Here is a 21391-nt window from a genome sequence, read left to right on the forward strand (position 1 = left end):
CTCCTCGGTCGTGCGGATGGTCACGCCAGCGCCGCCGATCGTGCGGCGCGGGCGGGGGGTCGGTGTTCGGAGCTCCAGGCCTGGGCGGCCAGCTGGACCGCGTCCCAGGGTGAGCCCAACGGCGGGGTGTAGGCCAGGTCCAGGTCGGCCAGGCCTTCCACCGTCATTGCGTGGAAGAGCGCGGTGGCGAAGACGTCGGCGCGCTTGGCGACCTCGCTGCCCAGCCGCCCGACCAGCTGGGCGCCGAGCAGCCGGCCGGTGTCGGCGTCGGCGGTGACCCGGACCGTGAGGGGCCGGGCGCCCGGGTAGTAGGCCTTGTGGTCGTCCGGGCGCGACTGGGTGGTGACCGGGCGGAACCCGGCGGTCCGTGCCTCGTGCTCGAGCAGACCGGTGCGGGCGACGACCAGGTCGAAGACCTTCACCACCTGGGTGCCGACGCTGCCGGCGAAGCGGGCGTGCCCGCCGACGGCGTTGGCCCCGGCGACCCGGCCCTGCTTGTGGGCCGTGGTGCCCAGCGGCAGGTAGGTGACGCCCATCAACCGGTGGTGGGTGACCACGCAGTCCCCGGCCGCCCAGACGTGCGGCAGCCCGGTGGCCATCGTCTCGTCCACAAGCACCGCACCACCGGCACCGGTCCGTGCCCCCGCGTCGACCAGCAGCTGCACGTCCGGGCGGACCCTGGTCACGACGAGCACCAGGTCGAAGGTCCGGTCCAACCCGTCCCCGGAGACCGCGATCCGGGCGTTGGCGGTGCGGGCCAGCCCGGTGACGCCGGTGCCGGTGAGCACCTCGACCCCGTGGCCCTCCAGCTCGCTGCGGACCAGTGCACCCAACGCGGCATCCACGGTGGGCAGCACCTCGGCGGGGCGCTGGGCCACGGTGGTGGCGATGCCCCGGGCGACGAACGCCTCCGCCATCTCCACCCCGATGTAGCCGGCGCCCACGATCAGCACCGAGTGCACCGTGCGACCGGTCAGACCGGCCAGCAGGGCATGGGTGTCGTCGATGGTGTGCAGCAGGTGGACGCCGTCGTCCGGCCCGAGACCGTTCGGTCCGCCGAGCCCGGTCATCCGCGGCACGGCCGGGACGGCGCCGGTGCCCACGACGAGCTCGTCGTAGTCCAGCTGTTCCGGTGCGCCTTCCGGGCCGGTCACGGTGATCTGCTGACCCGCGACATCGATGGCGGTGGCGCGGGTGTCGACCCGCAGGGTCAGCCCGGCCGCCTCGAGGTCGGTGTGGCTGCGGTGGGCCAGGGACTGCCAGGGCTGCACGTCCCCGGACACCAGGTACGGGATCCCGCAGATGGAGAAGTTGGGGTACGCGTCGGCCACCACGACGGTGACCTCGGCGGTCGGGTCGACCTCGCGGGCCCGCAGCCCGGCGGAGATGCCGGCGTCGCTGCCGCCGATGACGACCAGACGGCGGCTCATGCGCCGAGCTCGGCGAGCAGCCCCCGCACCCGCCCCTCGACGTCGGCGGCGATCGCCTCGACCGCGGCCGGCGGCTGGCCGGCGGGGTCGGCCACGTTCCAGTCCAGGTACCGCTTGCCCGGGTAGACCGGGCAGGCGTCCCCGCAGCCCATGGTGATCACCACGTCCGCGGCCTGGACGACGTCGTCGTTCAGCGGCTTGGGGAAGGCGTCGGTCACCGTCATGCCGCGAGCCTCCAGCACCTCGAGCACGACCGGGTCGACCTGGTCGGCGGGCATCGAGCCCGCCGACCGGACGTGCACGCGCCCCTCGGACAGGTGCTCCACCATCGCCGCAGCCAGCTGCGAACGACCGGCGTTCTGCACGCAGACGAACAGGACCTCGGGCGCCTCCTTGGCCAGCGCTCCCTTGGCCTGGGCCAGGGCCGTGAGCCGCTCGGTGGCGAAGCGGCAGGTGAGCACCGGCAGGTGCGTCTTGACCCGGGCGGTGCGCCCCAGGGCGGCGTAGGACTCGAAGACCATCCGCTCGACGGTCTCCGCGCTGACCATGCCGGCGAACCGGGCCGACAGGTCCTCGACGTGCCGTCGGAGCACCACCTGGGGGTCCAGCAGTCCTGCGAAACGGGGCGTTGCGGTCATCGGGACACTCCCTCGTTGCTGCGTGCCGGGACGGTGGGGTCGCCGGGGAACCAGCGCCGGGCGGCCCAGAGCGAGACGTAGACCAGGCCGACCAGCACCGGGACCTCGATCAGCGGCCCGACGACGCCGGCCAGCGCCTGCCCGGAGGTGACCCCGAAGGTGCCGATCGCCACCGCGATGGCGAGCTCGAAGTTGTTGCCGGCCGCGGTGAAGGCCAGGGTCGCGGTCTTGGCGTAGCCCAGCCCCAGCCGCATGCCGAGCAGGAACGACCCACCGAACATCAGCGCGAAGTAGGCCAGCAGCGGCAGCGCGATCCGGGCGACGTCCCACGGGTTGGAGGTGATCGCGTCGCCCTGGAGGGCGAAGAGCATGACGATGGTGAACAGCAGGCCGTAGAGGGCGACCGGACCGATCTTCGGCAGGAAGCTCCCCTCGTACCAGTCGCGGCCCTTGGCGCGCTCGCCGAGCGTGCGGGTCAGGAACCCGGCGACCAGCGGGATGCCGAGGAAGACCAGCACCGAGAGCACGATCGCCCAGAAGCTGAACTCCGCCGACGTGGTCGACAGCCCCAGCCAGCCGGGCAGCACCTGGAGGTAGAACCAGCCGAGGACGGCGAAGGCGAGGATCTGGAAGACCGAGTTGATCGCCACCAGGACGGCGCCGGCCTCGCGGTCACCGCAGGACAGGTCGTTCCAGATGAGCACCATGGCGATGCAGCGGGCCAGGCCCACGATGATCAGCCCGGTGCGGTACTCGGGCAGGTCGGGCAGCAGCAGCCAGGCCAGCGCGAACATCAGCGCCGGCCCGACCAGCCAGTTCAGCACCAGCGAGGCGCCGAGGAGCTTGCGGTCGCCGGTGACCCGGTCGAGCTCGGAGTAGCGGACCTTGGCCAGCACCGGGTACATCATCAGCAGCAGCCCGATGGCGATCGGCAGGCTCACCTCACCGACCCGGACGGCGTCCAGGGCGTCGTCCAGCCCGGGGACGAACCGGCCGAGCAGCAGCCCGAGGACCATCGCGGCGACGATCCACACCGGCAGGAAGCGGTCCAGGGTCGACAACCGGGCCAGCACCGGTGTCTCGAGGTCGGTGCCGGAGCGGGGGGTCTCCGCGGCGAGATCGCTCATGGGGGTGGGCTGCTCCTCGGCCCCGCGAGCGGGGCGTCGTGTATCGATGTCGGTCTATCGATGCAAGACGATGCCTGGCCTATCGACAGACGTCAATGCCGTGTCGATACTGGCCGGGTGAACACCAGTCGAACGGCGGACCGCCCCACCCTGGAGCTGGTCGACACGGGTGCGCCCGGGTGCTCCCCTGCCGAGCTCGCCGGCGCGATGAGCGCCGAGCAGGCCACCGACCTGGCCCGCACGCTCAAGGCGCTGGCGGACCCCGCGCGGCTCCGGGTGCTCGCCCTGGTGGCCGGCAACGAGGGCCGCGAGGTCTGCGTCTGCGACCTCACCGAGCCGCTGGGCCTGGCCCAGCCGACCGTGTCCCACCACCTCAAGGTGCTGGTGGACGCCGGCTTCCTCACCCGCGACAAGCGCGGGGTCTGGGCCTACTTCGCCCTGGTGCCCGGCGCGCTCGACGCGGTGGTGGACGCGCTGCCCGGCGTCCGTGGACGCAGCGGTCTCAGCTGAGGAGGGGCCGCAGGTTCTCCGTCCAGACGTCCCAGCCGACCCGGCCGATCAACGCGGTGACGACGACCAGGAAGACGACCCTGATGAAGCGGCTGCCCCGGGCGGTCGCCGTCCGCGCACCCAGGTACGCCCCGAACGTGTTGGCCGCACCGAGGAGGAGACCCAGACCCCAGAAGACGGCGCCGTAGGGTGCGAAGAAGAGCAGGGCCCCCAGGTTGGTGGCGACGTTGACGATCTTGGCCTTGGCGCTGGCGTTGAGGAAGTCGTACCCCAGCAGCGAGACCATGGCGAACACGAGGAACGACCCGGTGCCCGGACCGAGGATGCCGTCGTAGAACCCGATCCCGGCGCCCGTGGCGGCGGCGACGCCGTGGTGGCGACGCCCGCTGTGGCGCAACGCGGTCACCTCCCCGAGGGAGGGACGCAGCACGGTGAACGCCGCGATCGCGATGAGCGCGACCACGATGACCGGTTTGAACACGCTGGCCGGCAGCGCTGCGGCCACCGAGGCCCCCGCGAAGCTGCACACCAGAGCGACCCCCGCCATCGGGAAGGCGGTCCGCAGGTCGGGGTGCACGCGGCGGTAGTAGGTGACGGCGCTCGTCGTGGTGCCGAAGATGGAGGCCAGTTTGTTGGTCGCGAGGGCCTGGACCGGGCTCATCCCCGGGACCAGCAACAACGCGGGCAGCTGCAGGAGGCCGCCGCCACCGACGACGGCGTCGATCCACCCGGCTGCCAGTGCGGCGACCAGCACGAGCGCGAGCACCTCGGGGGTCAGCCCCTCCGGGAGCAGGTCACCCGGGAACACGTGCGTCATCCCGGCCACGGACTCCTCTCCTCGGCCCGGTCGTCTCCCCGTCAACGGAACGGGGCGGCACGGCCGCTCACCGAGAGTCTGCGTCCCGCCCACCGTTGGTCCGTGCGACGACGCGTGAGAGCTCGGCGACTCCCCGTCGACGACCGCGGCTCACCCGCCGGACGGAGCCGTTCAGACCGTCGAGGTCCCGGCCTCCTGCGGCACCGGCACCGGCCGGCGCACCCGGGTGCGCCGGCGGGAGAGGGCCACGCCCAGCAGACACACCCCGCCCCCGACGACGGCGAGCGCCGGGGGCACCTCGTCCAGCAGCACCCAGCCCAACAGCACGACGATCGGCGGCACCAGGTAGGTGGTCGCGCCCAGCCGGCCGGCGTCCATCCGGCGCAGCGCGTACGCCCAGGTGCTGAAGGCCAGTGCGGTCGGCACCGCGCCGAGGTAGACGGTGCCGGCGATCGAGGACGCGGGCGCGGTGCCCAGCTCGTCGACGAGCACCCCGGCCCAGGGCAGGCAGCACACCGCCCCCATCGCGCAGGCGGTGAAGGTGACCTGCAGGGCGGGCAGCCGGCGCAGCAGCGGCTTCTGCGCCACCACGCCCGCGGCGTAGGTGACCGCCGCGACCACGCACAGGACGACGCCCAGCAGGTCGGCCCCGGCGTCACGGGTGGCGAAGCCGATCAGCAGCACCCCGCAGAAGGCCACGCCCAGGCCGATGACCAGCCAGCGCGGGAAGCCCTCGCCCAGCAGCAGGCCGGCGAAGACCGCGATCAGCACCGGGCCGATGTTGACCAGCATCGCCGTGGTGCCGGCGTCCAGGTGCTGCTCGGCGGCGTTGAGCGCCAGGTTGTAGATGCCGAACCAGCCGATCCCGCACACGGCGAGCAGCCGCCACTCCCCCGCCGTCGGGGCCACCCAGCCGCGCCGGGCGAGCAGCGCCCCCAGGACGGCGGTGCCGACGACCAGCCGGCCGAGTGCCAGGGCCCCGGGCGAGAGGTCCTCGCCGACCGCGCGGATGCCGATGAACGCCGACGCCCAGGCCAGGACGGTGACGGTGACGGCGAGGAGGGTGAGCGGTTCGCGCGGGACGGGGCTGGACACGCACCGGACGGTAGGGGGCGCCGCCGACGGGATCCGGCGGTTTCCGGTCGTCGCACCCGCATTGGCCGTCCCGCCCCGGACGATGGCCGGATCGATGCGGTCAGACCGGAGACCCCGGGTCCGGGTGGTCGGCGAGGAACCGCTCCGCCCGCCCGGCTTCTCGGCGCATCAGCACGGCGGCCACCACGAGACCTCCCCCGACCAGCACGGTGATCACCTCGTTCAGCTGCGTCGGCGCACCGATCGTCCGCCCCAGCTGCTGGAGGACGACGCCGACGACCAGCAGCGCCTGGTGCTGCTGGAGCACCAGGCGCTGCGCCAGGTCCCGGGCCAGCGGCAGCCGCGCCGGATCGACCTCCGCACGGCCCCGCACCTGTGCGAGCAGTCCGCGTCGCTGGCCTCGGCTGAGCACGTTGGTCGGCTGCCGCTGCCACCACGCGATCCGGAACAGCCCGATCCGCCACGCGACGACCAGGTAGCCGATCATCACCGCCAGGCCGGCGCCCTGGACGACGAGGCCGGCAACCACCCACCCTCCGGACGAGCCGGGGTCGGGCACCAGCGAAGCCCCGGCCAGCACCGCCAGGAGCACCCCGGCGGCCACCGCCAGCAGCATCCCGGCGAGCGCCCACGACCAGCGGAGCAGCCGGGAACGGCGCAGCAACCGCTCGGCGGTGCTGCTCGGCGCGCCGTGCAGCACCGAGACAGCCTCGGCCCAGCGTGGGTCGTCGTCGGTCTGCGCAGGTCCGGTGCGCGGGGAGGTCGCGTCCACGGCGGCAGCGTGCCGGACGCGATCGTGGAGTTCCAGTCGGTGGGCTGCGGCACCATGCGGGGCATGCGCACCGAGTCCCGCCACCTGAGCGTCTCCATCGACCGCCCCGCCGCTGAGGTCTACGCCTGGGTCCGCGACCCGGCCCACCTGCCGCTGTGGGCCGCCGGCCTGGCCAGCGGCATCCGGCGGGAGCGCGGCGAGTGGGTGGCGGACTCCCCGATGGGCCGCGTGCTCGTGCGGTTCGTGCCGGTCAACGAGTACGGGGTGCTCGACCACGACGTCGTCCTGCCCGACGGCACGACCACCACCAACCCGGTGCGGGTGCTCGCCGACGGCGCCGGCAGCGAGGTGGTCTTCACCCTCCGCCAGGCGGCGGGCGCCACGGCGGAGGAGTTCGACGACGACACCGCGGCGGTGGCCGCCGACCTCGAGACCCTGAAGCGGGTGCTCGAGGCCGGCTGACCCCACGGCTCGTCGGCCCAGCGCTGGTGGGTCTCAGCGCTCCTGGTCGGTGGGGCGCACCAGCACCTCGTTGACCGCCACGTGGCCCGGCTGGCTGACCACGTAGAGCACCGCCCGGGCGATGTCCTCGGCCTGCAGCCGGGTCATCCCCGCGGCCATCTCCTGCGACGCCCGCTTGGCCTCGGGCTGGGTGATGTGGTCGGTCAGCTCGGTGGCCACCGCACCCGGCTCGACCAGGCTGATCCGCACCCCGCGGCCGGTGACCTCCTGGCGCAGCGACTCGCTGAAGGCGTTCACCGCCCACTTGCTGGCGTTGTAGACCCCGGCGCCCTTGCGCGCGGTCCGACCGGCGACGCTGGACATGTTCACGACGTCGCCCGACCCCTGCTCGACCATGCCCTCGATCGCGGCATGGGTCATGTACAGCACGCCCAGCACGTTGGTGTCGATCATCCGGCGCCAGTCCTCCGGGTCCGCGCCGACGATCGTGCCCAGCAGCATCACCCCGGCGTTGTTGACCAGGACGTCCAGCCCGCCCAGCTCCTCGCGGGTCCGGGCGACCGCCGCGGTGCAGGCCTGCTCGTCGGTGACGTCGAGGTCCAGCTGCAGCACCCGGGCACCGTCGTCGCGCAGCTTCGTGGCCAGCGCGTCGAGCCGGTCCTTGCGCCGGGCGCCGATGGCGACCGCCGCCCCGGCCCCGGCCAGTGCGATCGCGGTGGCCTCCCCGATCCCCGACGACGCCCCGGTGACCAGGGCGACCTTTCCCTGCAGCGGCCGGCTGTTCTCGGTCATGCGGTCCCTCTCTCCCGGGCCGACCGGTGCGGCCCCGGAGCCCCAGTGCCCCGGCTCCCGCCGCGCCACGCACCGACGTGCGAGTCAGCGGGCGAACGGCCCGGACAGCGCAGCCCACTGGAGCAGCAGGATCGTCTTCGCGTCCACGATCGTCGTGCCGATCGCGGCCAGTGCCTCGTCGACGTCCAGCTCGAGCACCTCGATGTCCTCGTCCTCCTCGGCCAGCCCGCCTCCGCCGGCCGTCCGAGAGCCGGCGTCGTAGGGGCCGGCGTAGAAGTGCAGCCGCTCGGTGACCGAGCCGGGGCTCATGAAGACGTCGAAGACATGGGTGAGCTCGCCGACGCGGTGGCCGGTCTCCTCCTCGGCCTCCCGGCGCACCGCGGTCACCGGGTCGTCGTCGTCCAGCAGGCCGGCGGCGGTCTCGACGAGCAACCCGTCGGGGTGGCCGTTGACATAGGCCGGGAAGCGGAACTGACGGGTGAGCAGCACCGTGCGCCGCGCGACGTCGTAGAGCAGCACGGTCGCGCCGTTGCCGCGGTCGTAGGTCTCCCGCTGCTCGGTGCTCCAGTGCCCGTCGCGGTGGCGCATGTCGAACGTCGTCCGGCGCAGCACGTACCAGTCGCTGGCCAGCACCTCGACGTCCCGCACCCGGACGTCGTCGTTGCCGGAGAGGTGCCGGCCCACCTGGTCCAGCCCGGTCCGGCCGCGCCGGTCGGGGGTGTCGATCCCAGCGGTCATCGTTGTCCTTCCGGTCGTGGACGTGCCACCGGCCCGGCTCCTCGCGAGGAGCCGGGCCGGTGCGTGCGAGGTCAGCGGGTCCGGTTGACCCGGTCGACGTCGGAGGGGTCGGGCCCACCCGGGTCCGTGTTGTGGCTGCCGGCCGCCCCCAGGGCCGGACCGGTGCCGGCGGCGAAGCCACCCTCCTGGTACAGCGATGCCCTCATCTCCGCCGGGGCCAGCATCCGGGCGACGTGCCAACCGACGACGGCGACGATCGTGCCCAGCGCGATGCCACCGATGGAGTACTCGCTGCTGAACCGCAGCTGGACGTCGCCGATGCCGATGATGATCCCGGCCGCCAGCGGCACGAGGTTGATCGGGTTGGCGAAGTCGACCCGGTTCTCCTTCCAGATCTTGGCGCCGAGCAGGCCGATCATCCCGTAGAGGACGACGGTGATCCCGCCGAGCACCGCACCGGGGGTGGCGTTGACGATGGCACCGAACTTGGGCACCAGCCCGAGCATGATCGCCACCAGCGCGGCGACGTAGTAGGCCGCGGTCGAGTAGACCCGGGTGGCGGCCATGACGCCGATGTTCTCCGCGTAGGTCGTCGTCGGGGAGCCACCCACCGAGGTCGCGACCACGGTGGCCGCACCGTCGGCGAAGACCGCCCGGCCGAGCACCGGGTCGAGGTCGCGCTTGGTCATCTCGCCGACCGCCTTGACGTGGCCGGCGTTCTCCGCGACGAGCGCGATCACCGCCGGGAGCACCAGCAGCGCGAAGTTGACGGAGAACGACGGCGCGGTGAGCTCCGGGAGCCCGAACCACGACGCATCGGCGACGCCGCTGAGGTCGACGCGGTCATGCGCCGTCCCCACGCCCGCAGCGTCGTAGGTGACCGCCTGGGAGAAGGTGTCCAGCAGCAGGGAGAGCAGGTAGCCGAAGACCAGGCCGAGCAGGATCGAGACCCGGGCCCAGAAGCCGCGCAGTGCCAGCGACACCACGATGACGAACGCCATGGTGGCCAACGCGACCCACTGGTCCTGCGGCCAGTACAGGCCCGCGGCGACGGGTGCGAGGTTGAAGCCGATCAGCAGGACCACCGCGCCGGTCACCGCCGGGGGCAGCACCCGGTTCACCACGGCCACACCGGCGGCCTGGATGAGCAGGCCGACCAGCGCCAGCACGATGCCGGAGACGAGGATCGCGCCGACCACGTCGGAGCTGTCCCCGCCCTGGGCGCGGACCGCGGCGACGCCGCCGACGAACGCGGCGCTGGTGCCCAGGTAAGAGGGCACCTTCCCCTGCACGATGAGCAGGAAGATGATCGTCGCGATCCCGCTCATCATGATCGCCAGGTTGGCGTCCAGCCCCATGATCAGCGGGAAGACGAAGGTCGCCCCGAACATGGCGACGACGTGCTGCGCGCCGATGCCGACGGTCAGCGGCCACGACAACCGTTCGTCGGGGGCCACCGCCTCACCCAGCGGCGGGGTCTTCCCGTCCCCGTAGAGCTTCCAGCCGAGTGCCATCAGTCCTCCTCGCACCTCCGCCGAGCAAGTAGCTCAGCGCTGAGGTACCGGACAGTGGCAGAAGTCGGTGGATCACACCAGGGGGTCCTGGACACGTTCCCATCACGGAGCGCCGGGTGAACACGGCCGTAACAGTGCCGACGCGCGACCGCCTCAGACCAGCGACTCGAGCCCGTCGTCCAGGACCGCGGCGACCACGCTCTCCACCGGCGGCCGGTGCGGCTGGTCCAGTCCGCGGATGCGCGAGGCGTGCAGCGCGAGCAGCAGGTTCAGCCGCAGCGTGGGGTCGGTGGTGAAGGGACCGAGCAGCCGCTCCAGCTTGCCGATCCGGTAGCGCATCGTGTTGTAGTGGAAGTGCAGCCGGCGGGCGGACTCCGCGACGTTGAGGTTGGTCTCCAGCAGCACCCGCAGCGTCTCGCGCAGGTCGACCGAGTCCGGGTCGGAGGAGTCGGCCAGCGTGCCGAGCACCTCGTCGACGTAGGACCGCAGCTCGTTGCTGTCCGGGATCAGCGACAACAGCCGGAAGACGCCGAGCTGGTCGAAGTGCGTGACCGCGTGGCCACCGTGGATCTCCTGACCGACCACCAGGGCCCGCTGCGACTGCTGGTATGCCTCCCCCAGCGCCGACAGCGACTCGGCCGGGCGGCCGATCCCGGTGCCCAGCAGCCGGCCCACCCGGCGCAGCCGGGCGTTGACCCGGGCGGTCACCGAGGCGACCAGGCTGGAGAGCTCCTCGGGGGTGCGCCCGTCCAGCGGCAGCACGGTGACGATCTCCGTGGCCAGCCCGGCGACCGCCGCACCGGCGACCTCGCTGTCCACCGCCGCGCGCCAGCCGTCGGCCAGCCGGTCCAGCACGTCCAGCGCCCGGGTCGGGTCGGCCCCGGCATCGGCCACCGTCTCCGTGGCGGTCACCAGGACGACGACCGGGCCGTCGAGCCGCCAGCCGAACGAGCGGGCGTAGGCCAGCGCCCGCTCGGTGTGCGCGAACGTCCCGCCGACCAGCCGGCGCACCATGTCGCCCTGGAACCGCAGCTCCACCGAGTGGACCGCCTGGGAACGGATCTCCGACAGCGCGGCGATGACGGCGGCCTGCTCGAGCACCGCGCCGGCGCCGAGCAGCATCGGACCGTGCCGGTTCACCGCGACCAGCCAACCGTGCCGCTGGTCACCGGCCATGATCGGCGCGACCGCGTACTCCCCCAGCCCGCCGGGCAGCTCGTGGTGCCCGGGCACCAGGAGGATGCCGTCGGCCGGTGAGAGGTCGGCGTCGGCGAGCACGTCGGCGGGGGTGACGACGCTCTGGTCGGCGCGGTTGCCCGACAGCCGGCGGGAGGGGGTGAGGTCGGCGAACGCGTCGTCGGCCGCGGCGTCGAGCAGCCACAACCAGTCGCGGATCTCGGCGACCTCCTCCGCCGGGCCGGCATGGGTGGCCACCTCGCGGTCGGGGCCCAGGCCGAGCACGGCAGCCCCGGCGAGGAAGGTCGACACCTGCGTGGTGACCTCGGACAGCCCACCGCCGGACAGCGCCACGTCGATGAACTGGTTGTGCATCCGGTTCGCGAGGCTGAGGGCCTGGGTCTGCTTGTCGATGATGGCGCCGAGCACCTCGGCGACCACCTCGTCCAGCCGGGCACGCGCGGGCAGCGCGAGCACCGGGAAGCCCCGGCGGTCGGCCTCGGCCAGCAGCTCGGCGGGGACGTCGCCGGCCGGGTTGCCCGAGCCGGCCTCCGAGCGGTACGCGAGCGCGCCACTGCCGGCCCGGTGCAGCCGCTCGATCAGCGCACGGCTCTGCGCCGGGTCGCCGCTGGGCAACCGGGCGCCCAGCACGACCAGCAGGTCGGGACCGGCACCGGCGAGCGGGTCGTCCGGGCCGTCGACGGCCACGTGCCGGACGATCCGGCGGGTGCCGGTGGCCCCGCCGACGACGAGCGTGCCGGCCAGCCCCGGCAGCTGCAGGAGCTGGTCGACGGTCAGGCCCATGCTGTCCTGGAGGGCGGTCCGGTCCGACGGCGGGAGCTGGGAGAGCACCGGCTCGGGGGACGCCGGGATGGCACTGAAGGTAGCCATCCGGTCGCTGTGTGCAGCATATGTCACAGATGCATCACGTTCAGTCACTGTACGTACCCCCAAAACACCGTGCACGAGCCTGCTGCACAAGATTCTGTCAGACGTCTCTGGACGGCAGAAGGCACGCTTGGCGACAATCGCCATACAGGTACGGGGGACGCGCCACGTGGGTTCGGGCCCCGGTCCTGTGTTCCGGCTCGGATGGTAGGCGGCTTCGTCGATCGACGGGCGGCTCGGTGTCCCGGCCGGGAGATCCAGATCGGGACGGGCCCGCTGCAGGCGTCGCCCGCCGACCGCACGGGTGGAGGGCACATGCGCACCATCGACGAGAGCACTGGCGGCCACGGCCGGGACACGACCCACGACGACACCCACACCGGGCAGGCCGCCCGGGCCGGCGTCCCGACCATCCCCCTGCCACGCGAGTCTGCCGCGGCCGGCGCCCGAACCCCCGGCACCTCGGTGCCCGCCCAGGCCAGCACGGGGATCGCCGACCTGCTGCGTGGACCGGTCCGGTCGGCGCGGGTCCTGCTGTCGGTCCCTGCCGCGGTGTACCTGACGGTGCAGACCCCGCAGGGCCCCGACGTGGTGGGCGTGCTGACCTCCGACGCGGCCCGGCTCCCGCTGGGCTGCGTGCTGTTCCGGCCCTCGAACGGTCGGCCCCTGGTCTCGGTCCCCAGCGGCGCCCCCGCCCGACTGGGCGGCGGCCGGCTGACCGTCGGGGACCTGACCGTCAGCGCCGCCGCGTGGTGGGACCCCCGCCCCAAGCTCCCCACCGCGCGTCCGGCGCTGCTCCCCGAGGGGGTCCGCCAGCTGCGTTCGGCGCTCTACGGCGAGGGCGTGCCGCACAGCGCGTTCGTCCTCCCCGGCCTGCCCAGCGGGCCCAGCGGTCCGCTCGCCGCGCTGCGCGGCGCCGTCCGCCGCGCCGACGTCGACGCCGCGCTGCGCACCGCCACCCGGTTGATCGGCCTGGGCCCGGGCCTGACTCCCGCCGGGGACGACGTCCTCGCCGGCGTCACCGCCGGGCTGGTGCTGCTGGGGCACCCCGCCGCCGAGCGGTTCGGCGCCGGGGTGACCGGGCTGGCCACCGGGCGCACCACCGAGCTGTCCCGAACGCTGCTGCGGCACGCGGCCGCGGGGCGGGTCAGCGGCGAGTTCGCCGCCGTGCTGCGGGGCCTGGTCGGGCACGGTGCGCTCGCACCGGCGATCGCCACGCTGCTGGCCACCGGCTCGACCAGTGGGCGGGCGATGGCGCTGGGGCTGTGCACCGCGATCGACCTCGTCGACCGGACCAGCCGCCCGCGCTGAGCCCGGCCGGGGTCCGGCCGGTCAGCGGGCCGGGCCCGGGAGGAGCGGCCCGAGCCGGTCCCACTGCGAGATCCGGCAGCCGTCGGTCCGGGAGAGCTGGAGGTCGACCGGGTCGCCGCGCCACAGGCCGGTGACGTGTGCCGTCTGGGGTCCGCCGAACTGCTGGGTGCAGATCGCGTCGTCCGGCACCGGGGCGAACGGGTCCTCGAGGCCCTCCAGGTGCTGGCAGGCGGCCTCGGCGTCGGGCAGGTCGCCCTCGACGAAGCCGACGCAGGTGAGCGTGTAGCGCTCCACCGGCGCCCCCTCGCCGGGGTCGTACTCGATCACCAGGTCGTTGTCGGCGCGGCTGATGCCCCCGGAGCCGGGATCGGTCGCCGGGTCCGACGCCGTCGGGCTGGCAGCGGGACTCGGGGGGGTGGCGTCGATGAACCCGCCGCCGTGCCGGTGTCGTCGTCGTCGGCGCCGCAGGCGGCGAGCAGCATCAGCGGGACGAGCAGGCACGAGAGGGCGACGCGGCGCATGCCCGCCAGTGTGCCCGGGCTAGATGCGGGAGGCGGCGATGCTGGTGACCAGGATCGCCCGCGCGCCGAGCTCCCAGAGCTCGTCCATCACCCGGTTGGTGTCGTCCTTGAGGACCATCGCCCGCACGGCCGACCAGCCCGGCGTCTGCAGCGGGCTGACCGTGGGGCCCTCGAGCCCCGGGGTGCGGGCGGTGGCCTGGGCCAGCAGGTCGTTGGGGCAGTCGTAGTCGAGCATCACGTACCGCCGGGCGACCAGGACACCCTGCAGCCGGCGACGCAGCTGGGCCACGGCGGGCACCTCGTCGGCCCCCGCCCGGCCGACGAGGACGGCCTCACTGGCCAGCACCGGGTCACCGATGATCCGCAGGCCGGCCGCACGCAGCGTCGTCCCGGTCTCCACCACGTCGCAGACGGCGTCGGCGACGCCGAGCCGGCAGGCGGTCTCCACGGCGCCGTCGAGCTTGACCACGGCGGCCTTCATGCCCGTCTCGTCGAGGAAACGCTGCAGCAGCCCCGGGTAGGCGGTGGCGATCCGCTTGCCCTCCAGCTTCGCCACCTCGTCGACCGGGGACTCCGCCGGGCTGGCGAAGCGGAACGACGACCGGCCGAAGCCCAGCGGCATCACCTCGGCCGCCACGTCGCCACCCTCGGGCGGCGTCGTCTCCAGCAGCATGTCCCGGCCGGTGATGCCGACATCCAGCGTGCCGGCCGCGACGTAGATCGCGATGTCCCGCGGCCGCAGGTAGAAGAACTCGGTGTCGTTCTCGGGGTCGTAGACCGCCAGCTCACTGGTGGTGCGCCGCTGCCGGTACCCGCTCTCGGCGAGCATCGCCGCCGCCGGCTCGCTGAGGACACCCTTGTTGGGCACGGCAACGCGCAGCACGACACGAACTCCTCGAACAGTGGTTGATCGGCCCCGGCCCCGTCCAGAGGCTCGCCCCGAGCTTGCGAGGGGTGAGGAGGACGGGGTCCTTCGACTTTTAGAGGTGAGCGTAGACGTCGTCCAGGCCGAGCCCGCGGGCCAGCATGAGCACCTGCACCCGGTAGAGGAGCTGGCTGATCTCCTCCGCCGTCCGCTCGGCGCCCTCGTGCTCGGCGGCCATCCAGGACTCGGCCGCCTCTTCCACGACCTTCTTGCCGGCGGCGTGCACGCCGTCCCGCACGGCGGTGACCGTGCCCGAGGCCGGGTCGCCGGCCTCGACCTTCTCGCTCAGCTCGGCGAACAGCTGGTCGAACGTCTTCATGCCGGGCCGACCACGAAACCGGTGCTCTGCTTCGGGCTACGCAGCTCGCGCAGCACCAGGGCGGTCTGCAGCGCCGCGGCGGTGGCCTCCCAGCCCTTGTCCTCGCCGGAGTCGTCCATGCCCGCGCGGTCGCGGGCCTGCTGCTCGCCCTCGGTGGTGAGGACGCCGTTGCCGACCGGCTTGCCGGAGTCCAGCGACACCCGGGTGAGGCCGGCGGTGAAGGAGTCGCAGACGTACTCGAAGTGCGGCGTGCCGCCGCGGACGACGACCCCCAGCGCCACGACCGCGTCGTGGGTGGCGGCCAGGGCCTGGGCGACCACGGGCAGCTCGATGGCGCCGGGCACCCGGACGACGGTCGGCTCCGCGATGCCGGCGGCCTTCGCGCAGGCAATCGACCGCTGCAGCAGCGACTCGGTGATGTCGCCGTGCCAGGTGGTCGCCACGATGCCCAGGGTCAGTCCCGCGGCGTCGATCGGCTCCTGCCCCGGTGCTCCGGACCCGCTCATGAGTTCTCCTCGGTGCTGTTCGTCGTCAGTTGGGACGGTGCAGTGTGCCGTGGGACGGGTCGCGACCCGGTCACATCGGCTGCTCGTCGGCGCGCCGCCCCGGCGCGGGCGGCTGCCCGCCGGTGTCGGGGCCGTCGGGCTCGATGATCTCCAGCAGGTGCCCCATCCGGTCCCGCTTGGTGCGCAGGTAGCCGACGTTGTCGACGGTGACGTTGCTGGGCAGCGCCACCCGACCGGTGATCTTGAGGCCGTAGCCCTCCAGCCCGGCGCGCTTGGCCGGGTTGTTGGTGAGCAGGCGCATGGTGTGGATGCCGAGGTCGACCAGGATCTGCGCACCGGTGCCGTAGTCGCGGGCGTCGGCGGGCAGCCCCAGGTCGAGGTTGGCGTCGACGGTGTCCACGCCGGTGTCCTGCAACTGGTAGGCCTGCAGCTTGTGCAGCAGGCCGATGCCCCGGCCCTCGTGCCCGCGGATGTAGAGGACGACGCCGCGGCCCTCCTGGGCGACGGCGGCGAGCGCGGCGTCCAACTGCGGGCCGCAGTCGCAGCGCAGCGAGCCGAACACGTCGCCGGTCAGGCACTCGGAGTGCACCCGCACCAGGACGTCCTCACCGTCGTTGGCGGTGATGTCGCCGTAGACGAAGGCCACGTGCTCGCGCTCGTCGTAGGAGCTGCGGTAGCCGACCGCGGTGAACTCCCCGGCGCGCAGCGGCACCCGGGCCTCGGCGACCCGCTCCACGAGCTTGTCGAAGCGCTTGCGGTAGGCGATCAGGTCGGCGATGGAGACCATCACCAGGTCGTGCTCGTCGGCGAAGACGCGCAGTTCCTCACCGCGGGCCATGCCGATCGGGTCCTTCTCGCTGACCACCTCGCACAGCGTCCCCGAGGGGCGCAGCCCGGCCAGGACGGCGAGGTCGACGGCGGCCTCGGTGTGGCCGGGGCGGCGCAGCACGCCGCCGTCCTTGGCGCGCAGCGGCACCACGTGCCCGGGGCGGGCCAGGTCGGCGGAGCCGGTGTCGGCGGCGGCCAGGGTGCGGATGGTGTGCGCCCGGTCGGAGGCGGAGATGCCGGTGGTGACGCCCTCCCGGGCGTCGACCGTGACGGTGTAGGCGGTGCCGCGGCGGTCCTGGTTCACCCGGAACATCGGGGGCAGGTCGAGCCGGTCGGCGTCCTCCTCGGTGACCGCCACGCAGATGTAGCCCGAGGTGTACCGGACCATGAAGGCCACCAGCTCGGGGGTGGCAAGCTCCGAGGCGAAGATCAGGTCGCCCTCGTTCTCGCGGTCCTCGTCGTCGATGACGACGACCGGCCGGCCGCTCTTGACCGCCGCGATCGCGCTCTCCACCGAGTCCAGCCGGAAGGCGGTCATCGTCGTGCTCCCAACAGTCGTTCGACGTACTTGGCGATGACGTCCACCTCCAGGTTGACCGGGTCACCGGGGGCTCGGTCGCCCAGCGTGGTCTCGCGCAGGGTGGTCGGGATGAGGCTGACCTCGAACCAGGGCTCGGGTGAGTCGGCGAGCGCGCTCACGGTCAGCGAGACGCCGTCGACGGTGATCGAGCCCTTCTCGACGACGTAGCGGGCCAGCTCGGCCGGGACGGCGATCCGCACGACCTCCCAGTCGTCGCCGGGGGTGCGGGAGACCACGGTGCCCACGCCGTCGACGTGGCCCTGCACGATGTGGCCGCCCAGCCGGGTCTGCGGGGTGACGGCGCGCTCCAGGTTGACCCGGTCGCCGGAACCGGTGGCACCGAGGCTGCTGCGACGCAGCGTCTCGGCCATCACGTCGGTGCTCCACACGCCCGTGCCGTCGGGCCCGGGCTCGACGCCGGTGACGGTCAGGCAGACGCCGTTGACCGCGATCGAGTCGCCCAGCGCGACGTCCTCCAGTGCCTTGCGGGCCCGGATGCGCAGCACCGCACTGTCCACGCCGTCCTCGCGCACGACCAGGGTGCCGAGCTCTTCCACGATGCCGGTGAACACCTCAGCTCCCTCCGCCGGTCGACGCTGTCCACCCAGTGTGCCGGGTGGGCCGCAACCGGATCTGCACGTCCCCGCCCATGCGGGTGACGTCGGTGACCTGCAGGTGCAGCGCGTCGGTGATCGTGCTGATTCCCAGCCTGCCCACCATGGCGGCGCCGGCCCCGAGCAGCGTGGGCGCGACGTGCACCACGGCCTCGTCGACCAGGCCGGCGGCGAGGAAGGCAGCGGCCAGCGTCGGCCCGCCCTCCAGCAGCACCCGGCGGACGTCGGAGTCGAACAGCTCGGCCAGCAGCGCGGCCGGGGTGGCGGCCCGGCTGACCAGCGTGGGCGCGGCCGCGTCGTGCACCCGGGCGGTGGTCGGCACCCGGCCGCGGCGGTCCAGCACCACCCGCAGCGGCTGCCGGTCGGCGGTCCGGCCCTCCGCGTCGCGGACGGTGAGCTGCGGGTCGTCCGCGAGCGCCGTCCCGGACCCGACGAGCACCGCGTCACAGGTGGCTCGCAGCGCGTGCACGGCGGCGCGCGCCTCGGGCCCGGTGATCCAGCGGCTGGTGCCGTCGGCGGCGGCGACCCGCCCGTCGAGGGTGGTGGCGACCTTCCAGACCACCTGCGGCCGGTGCTCGTGCACCCCGGTCAGCCAGCCGGCCAGCGCACCCTCGGCGGCGGCGGCCTGCTCGGCACCCAGCTCGACGTCGACCCCGGCCGCGCGCAGCCGGCCGGCGCCGCCGGTGGCCAGCCGGGTCGGCTCGGGGACGGCGACGACGACCCGCGCGACCCCCGCGGCGATCAGCGCGTCGGCGCACGGCCCGGTGCGGCCGGTGTGCGCGCACGGCTCCAGGGTGACGACGGCGGTGCCCCCGCGGGCGAGCTCTCCCGCCGAGGCCAGGGCGTGCACCTCGGCGTGCGGGCCACCCGGCGGGGAGGTCGCCCCCTCCCCCACGACGGCACCGGCGGCGTCCAGCACCACGGCACCGACCGGCGGGTTCGGGCTGGTGGTGCCCAGCACCCGCAGCCCCAGCTCCCGGGCCCGGGTCATCGCCGCCTGCTCGGCGCCGTTCACCGGGCGCGCGCGGCCTGGGCCCGCAGCGCGGCGATCGCCTGAGCGGGGTCGTCGGCGCCGTAGACGGCCGAGCCCGCGACGAAGACGTCGGCGCCGGCCTCGGCGGCCTGCTCGATGGTGTCGGCGTTGATGCCGCCGTCGACCTCGAGGAACAGCTGGAGGTGGCCGGCCTCGACCAGCCGCCGGGCCTCCCGCACCTTCGGCAGCACCTCCGGCATGAACGACTGTCCGCCGAAGCCGGGCTCCACCGTCATCACCAGCAGGGTGTCGAACTCGGGCAGCACGTCGAGGTAGGCCTCCAGCGGCGTGCCCGGCTTGAGCGCCAGGCCGGCGAGCGCGCCGGCGGCCTTGAGGTCGCGGGCCACGGCACGCGGGTCGGTGCAGGCCTCGGCGTGCACGGTGACGTTGCGGGCGCCGGCCTCGGCGTAGCCGGGGGCCCACCGCTCCGGGTCCTCGATCATCAGGTGGCAGTCCAGCGGGACCGGGCTGACCGCCTGGATCGCCTGCACCACCGGCAGGCCCAGGGTCAGGTTGGGCACGAAGTGGGCGTCCATGACGTCGACGTGCACCCAGTCGGCGTCGGCGATCCGCTGCACCTCGTCGGCGAGCCGGGCGAAGTCCGCGGACAGCAGACTGGGCGCGATCATGGGTTCCCGGGACACCCGCTGATCGTAGGGGCCACCTCCGCCGGGCCGGACCGGCGACCGGAGGGCGCTGGCGTCCCCGGGATCGGCCGGACGGCGCTTCGACCGTCGCGTTGTCGATGCCTGGCCCGGGCCGGAGACGTCGACAGCGCAGCACTCGACGGGCCGGACCGTCGGACGTGTCCGTTGTGCACGTCCGGGTAGGCGTTCTGGCATGGCCTCGGACAACTCAGCACCTGCCCGCTACGACGGCTTCGACCAGATGCCGATCGCCGGCACCTGGCGCGCCGGCCGGGCCGGGAAGACCGCGACCGACACCAACCCCTACACCGGCGAGACGCTGACCGAGATCCCGCTGGCCAACGCCGACGACCTCGACGAGGCCTACGCCCGGGCGAAGGAGGCCCAGCGGGACTGGGCCGCCCGGCTGCCCAGCGAGCGCGCCGACGTGATGCGCCGCGCCGCCCGGGTCATGGAGGCCCGCAAGGACGAGATCGTCGACTGGCACATCAGGGAGAGCGGTGCTGCCGCCCCGGCCGCCGCGTTCGAGTACGCGATCACGCTGCGGGACTTCCACGAGGCGTCGTCTTACCCCTACCGCGTCGAGGGCCGGATCCTGCCCGCCGACATCGAGGGCAAGGAGAGCCGCGTCTACCGGCGTCCGGTCGGCGTGGTCGCGGTCATCAGCCCGTGGAACGTCCCGATGCACCTGTCCAACCGGTCGGTGGCGCCCGCGCTGGCCACCGGCAACGCCGTCGTCCTCAAGCCCGCCGGTGACACCCCGGTGACCGGTGGGCTGCTGCTGGCCAAGGTCTACGAAGAGGCCGGGCTGCCCGAAGGGCTGCTGTCGGTGCTGATCGGCTCGGGCAGCGACATCGGCGACGCCATCGTCGCCCACCCGACGCCGCGGGTCGTCTCCTTCACCGGCTCGACACCGGTGGGCAAGGGGATCGCGGAGAAGGCCGGGCTGAAGAAGCTGTCGTTGGAGCTCGGCGGCAACGGCCCGCTGGTGGTGCTGGACGACGCCGACGTCGGCTACGCGGTGGACGCCGCCGTGTTCGGCAAGTTCTTCCACCAGGGCCAGGTCTGCATGATCACCAACCGGATCATCGTGGACGACGCCGTGCACGACGAGTTCGTGGAGCGCTACGTCGAGCGGGTGCGCGCGCTCAAGGCCGGCGACCCGGCCGAGGAGGACACGGTGATCGGCCCGATCATCAACGCCAAGCAGCTCGAGGGCATCCAGGAGAAGGTCGCCCAGTCGATCGCCGACGGCGCCCAGCAGCTGCTCGGCGGCGACCCGACCGGCCCGATCGGTTCGGTGCTGCCGCCGCACGTGCTGGTGGGCAGCAACGACGTCGCCACTGCCCGCCAGGAGGTCTTCGGGCCGGTGGCCACGATCGTCCGGGCGCGGGACGAGGAGGACGCCCTGGCGATCGCCAACGACACCGAGTACGGCCTGTCCAGCGCCGTGTTCACCGAGGACACCCTGCGCGGGGTGCAGTTCGCGCTGCGGGTGGAGGCCGGGATGACCCACGTCAACGACTCCCCCCTCAACGACGAGAACAACACCGCTTTCGGCGGGGAGAAGGACTCGGGGCTGGGCCGGTTCGGTGGCGACTGGGCGATCGAGGAGTTCACCACCGACCACTGGGTGAGCGTCCAGCACACCAAGCGCGAGTTCCCCTTCTGAGCCGCTCCAGCGGGGGCGCCACTCGGCGTCCCGCCGGGCCGCCGGGTGACGGCGATGAGTTCTGGACCCGCCGACGGTCCTGGCTCCCGTCACCCCGAGGAGAGGTACGCCGATGACCGTCGCACACCTGCTCGCCGTCGTCCCGGTCACCGACCTGCACACCGCCACTGCCTGGTACGAGCGGCTGTTCGGGCGCCCTCCGGACAACCGGCCGATGCCGACCCTCGCGGAGTGGCGGGTCACCGACACCGGCTGGGTCCAGGTGCACGTGGACGCCGACCGTCCCGGCCGGGCGCTGCTCAACCTCGCGGTCGACGATCTGGCTGCCCACCTGGACGAGCTGCGGAGCCGGGGTCTGTCGCCGGGTGAGGTGCAGACGGCGAGCAAGGGCGTGCAGCTGGCGTCGGTCACCGACCCGGACGGCAACGTGGTGACCCTGATCGGCGGCTTCCGCGTCGTCTACTGAACCCCTTCCG

At 73.5% G+C, this 21391-nt stretch carries 23 protein-coding genes; 5 read left to right on the top strand and 18 right to left on the bottom strand.

From position 1 onward, the window contains the following. Positions 1-20 precede the first annotated feature (20 nt). From IN07_RS08015 to arsB, 3 genes are read right to left on the bottom strand one after another with little or no spacing between them, the layout of a single operon-like run. Positions 21-1430, bottom strand: coding sequence for an FAD-dependent oxidoreductase (locus tag IN07_RS08015; RefSeq protein ID WP_036334984.1), 1410 nt, complete (start codon positions 1428-1430; stop codon positions 21-23). After that, complete coding sequence (locus IN07_RS08020; RefSeq protein ID WP_036334987.1) at positions 1427-2068, bottom strand: arsenate-mycothiol transferase ArsC; 642 nt, start codon at positions 2066-2068, stop codon at positions 1427-1429. Before IN07_RS08020 ends, IN07_RS08015 begins: the two co-directional genes overlap by 4 nt. Continuing rightward, positions 2065-3195, bottom strand: a complete 1131-nt coding sequence (arsB, locus tag IN07_RS08025; protein WP_036334988.1) for an ACR3 family arsenite efflux transporter — start codon at positions 3193-3195, stop codon at positions 2065-2067. The genes IN07_RS08020 and arsB overlap by 4 nt, the downstream gene beginning before the upstream one ends. Before the next feature lie 117 nt (positions 3196-3312). Between arsB and IN07_RS08030 the strand changes: the two genes are divergently transcribed. After that, the gene (locus IN07_RS08030) at positions 3313-3705 is read left to right on the top strand and encodes an ArsR/SmtB family transcription factor (protein ID WP_269429954.1); all 393 of its coding nucleotides are present in this window, start codon (positions 3313-3315) and stop codon (positions 3703-3705) included. Here the strand turns inward: IN07_RS08030 and IN07_RS08035 are convergent. The 3 genes from IN07_RS08035 to IN07_RS08045 form a co-directional block, all read right to left on the bottom strand. Continuing rightward, complete coding sequence (locus tag IN07_RS08035; protein WP_052091036.1) at positions 3698-4522, bottom strand: sulfite exporter TauE/SafE family protein; 825 nt, start codon at positions 4520-4522, stop codon at positions 3698-3700. The two genes, IN07_RS08030 and IN07_RS08035, sit on opposite strands and share 8 nt — an antisense overlap. A gap of 171 nt (positions 4523-4693) precedes the next feature. Further along, positions 4694-5617 (bottom strand): DMT family transporter, encoded by a 924-nt coding sequence (locus IN07_RS08040; protein ID WP_036334990.1) that lies wholly within the window; start codon positions 5615-5617, stop codon positions 4694-4696. 100 nt (positions 5618-5717) lie between these two features. Next, positions 5718-6389, bottom strand: coding sequence for a hypothetical protein (locus IN07_RS08045; RefSeq protein WP_036334992.1), 672 nt, complete (start codon positions 6387-6389; stop codon positions 5718-5720). A gap of 9 nt (positions 6390-6398) precedes the next feature. Between IN07_RS08045 and IN07_RS08050 the strand changes: the two genes are divergently transcribed. Further along, complete coding sequence (locus IN07_RS08050) at positions 6399-6851, top strand: SRPBCC family protein (protein ID WP_231558055.1); 453 nt, start codon at positions 6399-6401, stop codon at positions 6849-6851. A 33-nt stretch (positions 6852-6884) separates the two neighbouring features. Here IN07_RS08050 and IN07_RS08055 read toward each other — a convergent pair whose 3' ends face one another. The 4 genes from IN07_RS08055 to IN07_RS08070 form a co-directional block, all read right to left on the bottom strand. Beyond that, positions 6885-7643, bottom strand: coding sequence for an SDR family NAD(P)-dependent oxidoreductase (locus tag IN07_RS08055; protein ID WP_036334994.1), 759 nt, complete (start codon positions 7641-7643; stop codon positions 6885-6887). A gap of 84 nt (positions 7644-7727) precedes the next feature. Continuing rightward, positions 7728-8381 (bottom strand): NUDIX domain-containing protein, encoded by a 654-nt coding sequence (locus IN07_RS08060; RefSeq protein ID WP_036334995.1) that lies wholly within the window; start codon positions 8379-8381, stop codon positions 7728-7730. Between the two features lie 71 nt (positions 8382-8452). Beyond that, positions 8453-9895 (bottom strand): uracil-xanthine permease family protein, encoded by a 1443-nt coding sequence (locus tag IN07_RS08065; protein WP_036334997.1) that lies wholly within the window; start codon positions 9893-9895, stop codon positions 8453-8455. 153 nt (positions 9896-10048) lie between these two features. Beyond that, positions 10049-11962 (bottom strand): PucR family transcriptional regulator, encoded by a 1914-nt coding sequence (locus IN07_RS08070; RefSeq protein ID WP_197058394.1) that lies wholly within the window; start codon positions 11960-11962, stop codon positions 10049-10051. Positions 11963-12274: 312 nt separating this feature from the next. Between IN07_RS08070 and IN07_RS08075 the strand changes: the two genes are divergently transcribed. Then, positions 12275-13270 (top strand): DUF2877 domain-containing protein, encoded by a 996-nt coding sequence (locus IN07_RS08075; RefSeq protein ID WP_036335000.1) that lies wholly within the window; start codon positions 12275-12277, stop codon positions 13268-13270. Positions 13271-13291: 21 nt separating this feature from the next. On the opposite strand, the gene IN07_RS08080 is transcribed toward IN07_RS08075, so the two are convergent. From IN07_RS08080 to rpe, 8 genes are all read right to left on the bottom strand, one after another. Beyond that, the gene (locus IN07_RS08080; RefSeq protein ID WP_052091026.1) at positions 13292-13597 is read right to left on the bottom strand and encodes an SSI family serine proteinase inhibitor; all 306 of its coding nucleotides are present in this window, start codon (positions 13595-13597) and stop codon (positions 13292-13294) included. 213 nt (positions 13598-13810) lie between these two features. After that, positions 13811-14674, bottom strand: coding sequence for an ATP phosphoribosyltransferase (gene hisG, locus IN07_RS08085; RefSeq protein ID WP_036335002.1), 864 nt, complete (start codon positions 14672-14674; stop codon positions 13811-13813). Between the two features lie 97 nt (positions 14675-14771). Further along, on the bottom strand, positions 14772-15035 hold the full coding sequence (locus IN07_RS08090; RefSeq protein ID WP_036335005.1) for a phosphoribosyl-ATP diphosphatase: 264 nt from the start codon (positions 15033-15035) through the stop codon (positions 14772-14774). Further along, the gene (gene ribH / locus IN07_RS08095; protein WP_036335008.1) at positions 15032-15541 is read right to left on the bottom strand and encodes a 6,7-dimethyl-8-ribityllumazine synthase; all 510 of its coding nucleotides are present in this window, start codon (positions 15539-15541) and stop codon (positions 15032-15034) included. The genes IN07_RS08090 and ribH overlap by 4 nt, the downstream gene beginning before the upstream one ends. 70 nt (positions 15542-15611) lie before the next feature. After that, positions 15612-16907, bottom strand: a complete 1296-nt coding sequence (locus IN07_RS08100; RefSeq protein WP_052091027.1) for a bifunctional 3,4-dihydroxy-2-butanone-4-phosphate synthase/GTP cyclohydrolase II — start codon at positions 16905-16907, stop codon at positions 15612-15614. Continuing rightward, positions 16904-17521, bottom strand: a complete 618-nt coding sequence (locus tag IN07_RS08105) for a riboflavin synthase (protein ID WP_036335011.1) — start codon at positions 17519-17521, stop codon at positions 16904-16906. Before IN07_RS08105 ends, IN07_RS08100 begins: the two co-directional genes overlap by 4 nt. Position 17522: 1 nt before the next feature. Further along, positions 17523-18554 (bottom strand): bifunctional diaminohydroxyphosphoribosylaminopyrimidine deaminase/5-amino-6-(5-phosphoribosylamino)uracil reductase RibD, encoded by a 1032-nt coding sequence (ribD, locus tag IN07_RS08110; protein ID WP_036335071.1) that lies wholly within the window; start codon positions 18552-18554, stop codon positions 17523-17525. Between the two features lie 20 nt (positions 18555-18574). Next, complete coding sequence (rpe, locus tag IN07_RS08115) at positions 18575-19240, bottom strand: ribulose-phosphate 3-epimerase (protein WP_156119081.1); 666 nt, start codon at positions 19238-19240, stop codon at positions 18575-18577. A 196-nt stretch (positions 19241-19436) separates the two neighbouring features. Between rpe and IN07_RS08120 the strand changes: the two genes are divergently transcribed. Both IN07_RS08120 and IN07_RS08125 read left to right on the top strand, forming a co-directional pair. Further along, entirely contained in the window at positions 19437-20915 is a 1479-nt protein-coding gene (locus tag IN07_RS08120) for an aldehyde dehydrogenase family protein (protein ID WP_036335015.1), read from the top strand. A gap of 112 nt (positions 20916-21027) precedes the next feature. Continuing rightward, the gene (locus IN07_RS08125) at positions 21028-21381 is read left to right on the top strand and encodes a VOC family protein (RefSeq protein ID WP_036335017.1); all 354 of its coding nucleotides are present in this window, start codon (positions 21028-21030) and stop codon (positions 21379-21381) included. The last annotated feature ends 10 nt before the right edge of the window (positions 21382-21391 follow it).

Origin of the sequence: Modestobacter caceresii (assembly GCF_000761485.1) — a bacterium.
Classification (GTDB): domain Bacteria; phylum Actinomycetota; class Actinomycetes; order Mycobacteriales; family Geodermatophilaceae; genus Modestobacter; species Modestobacter caceresii.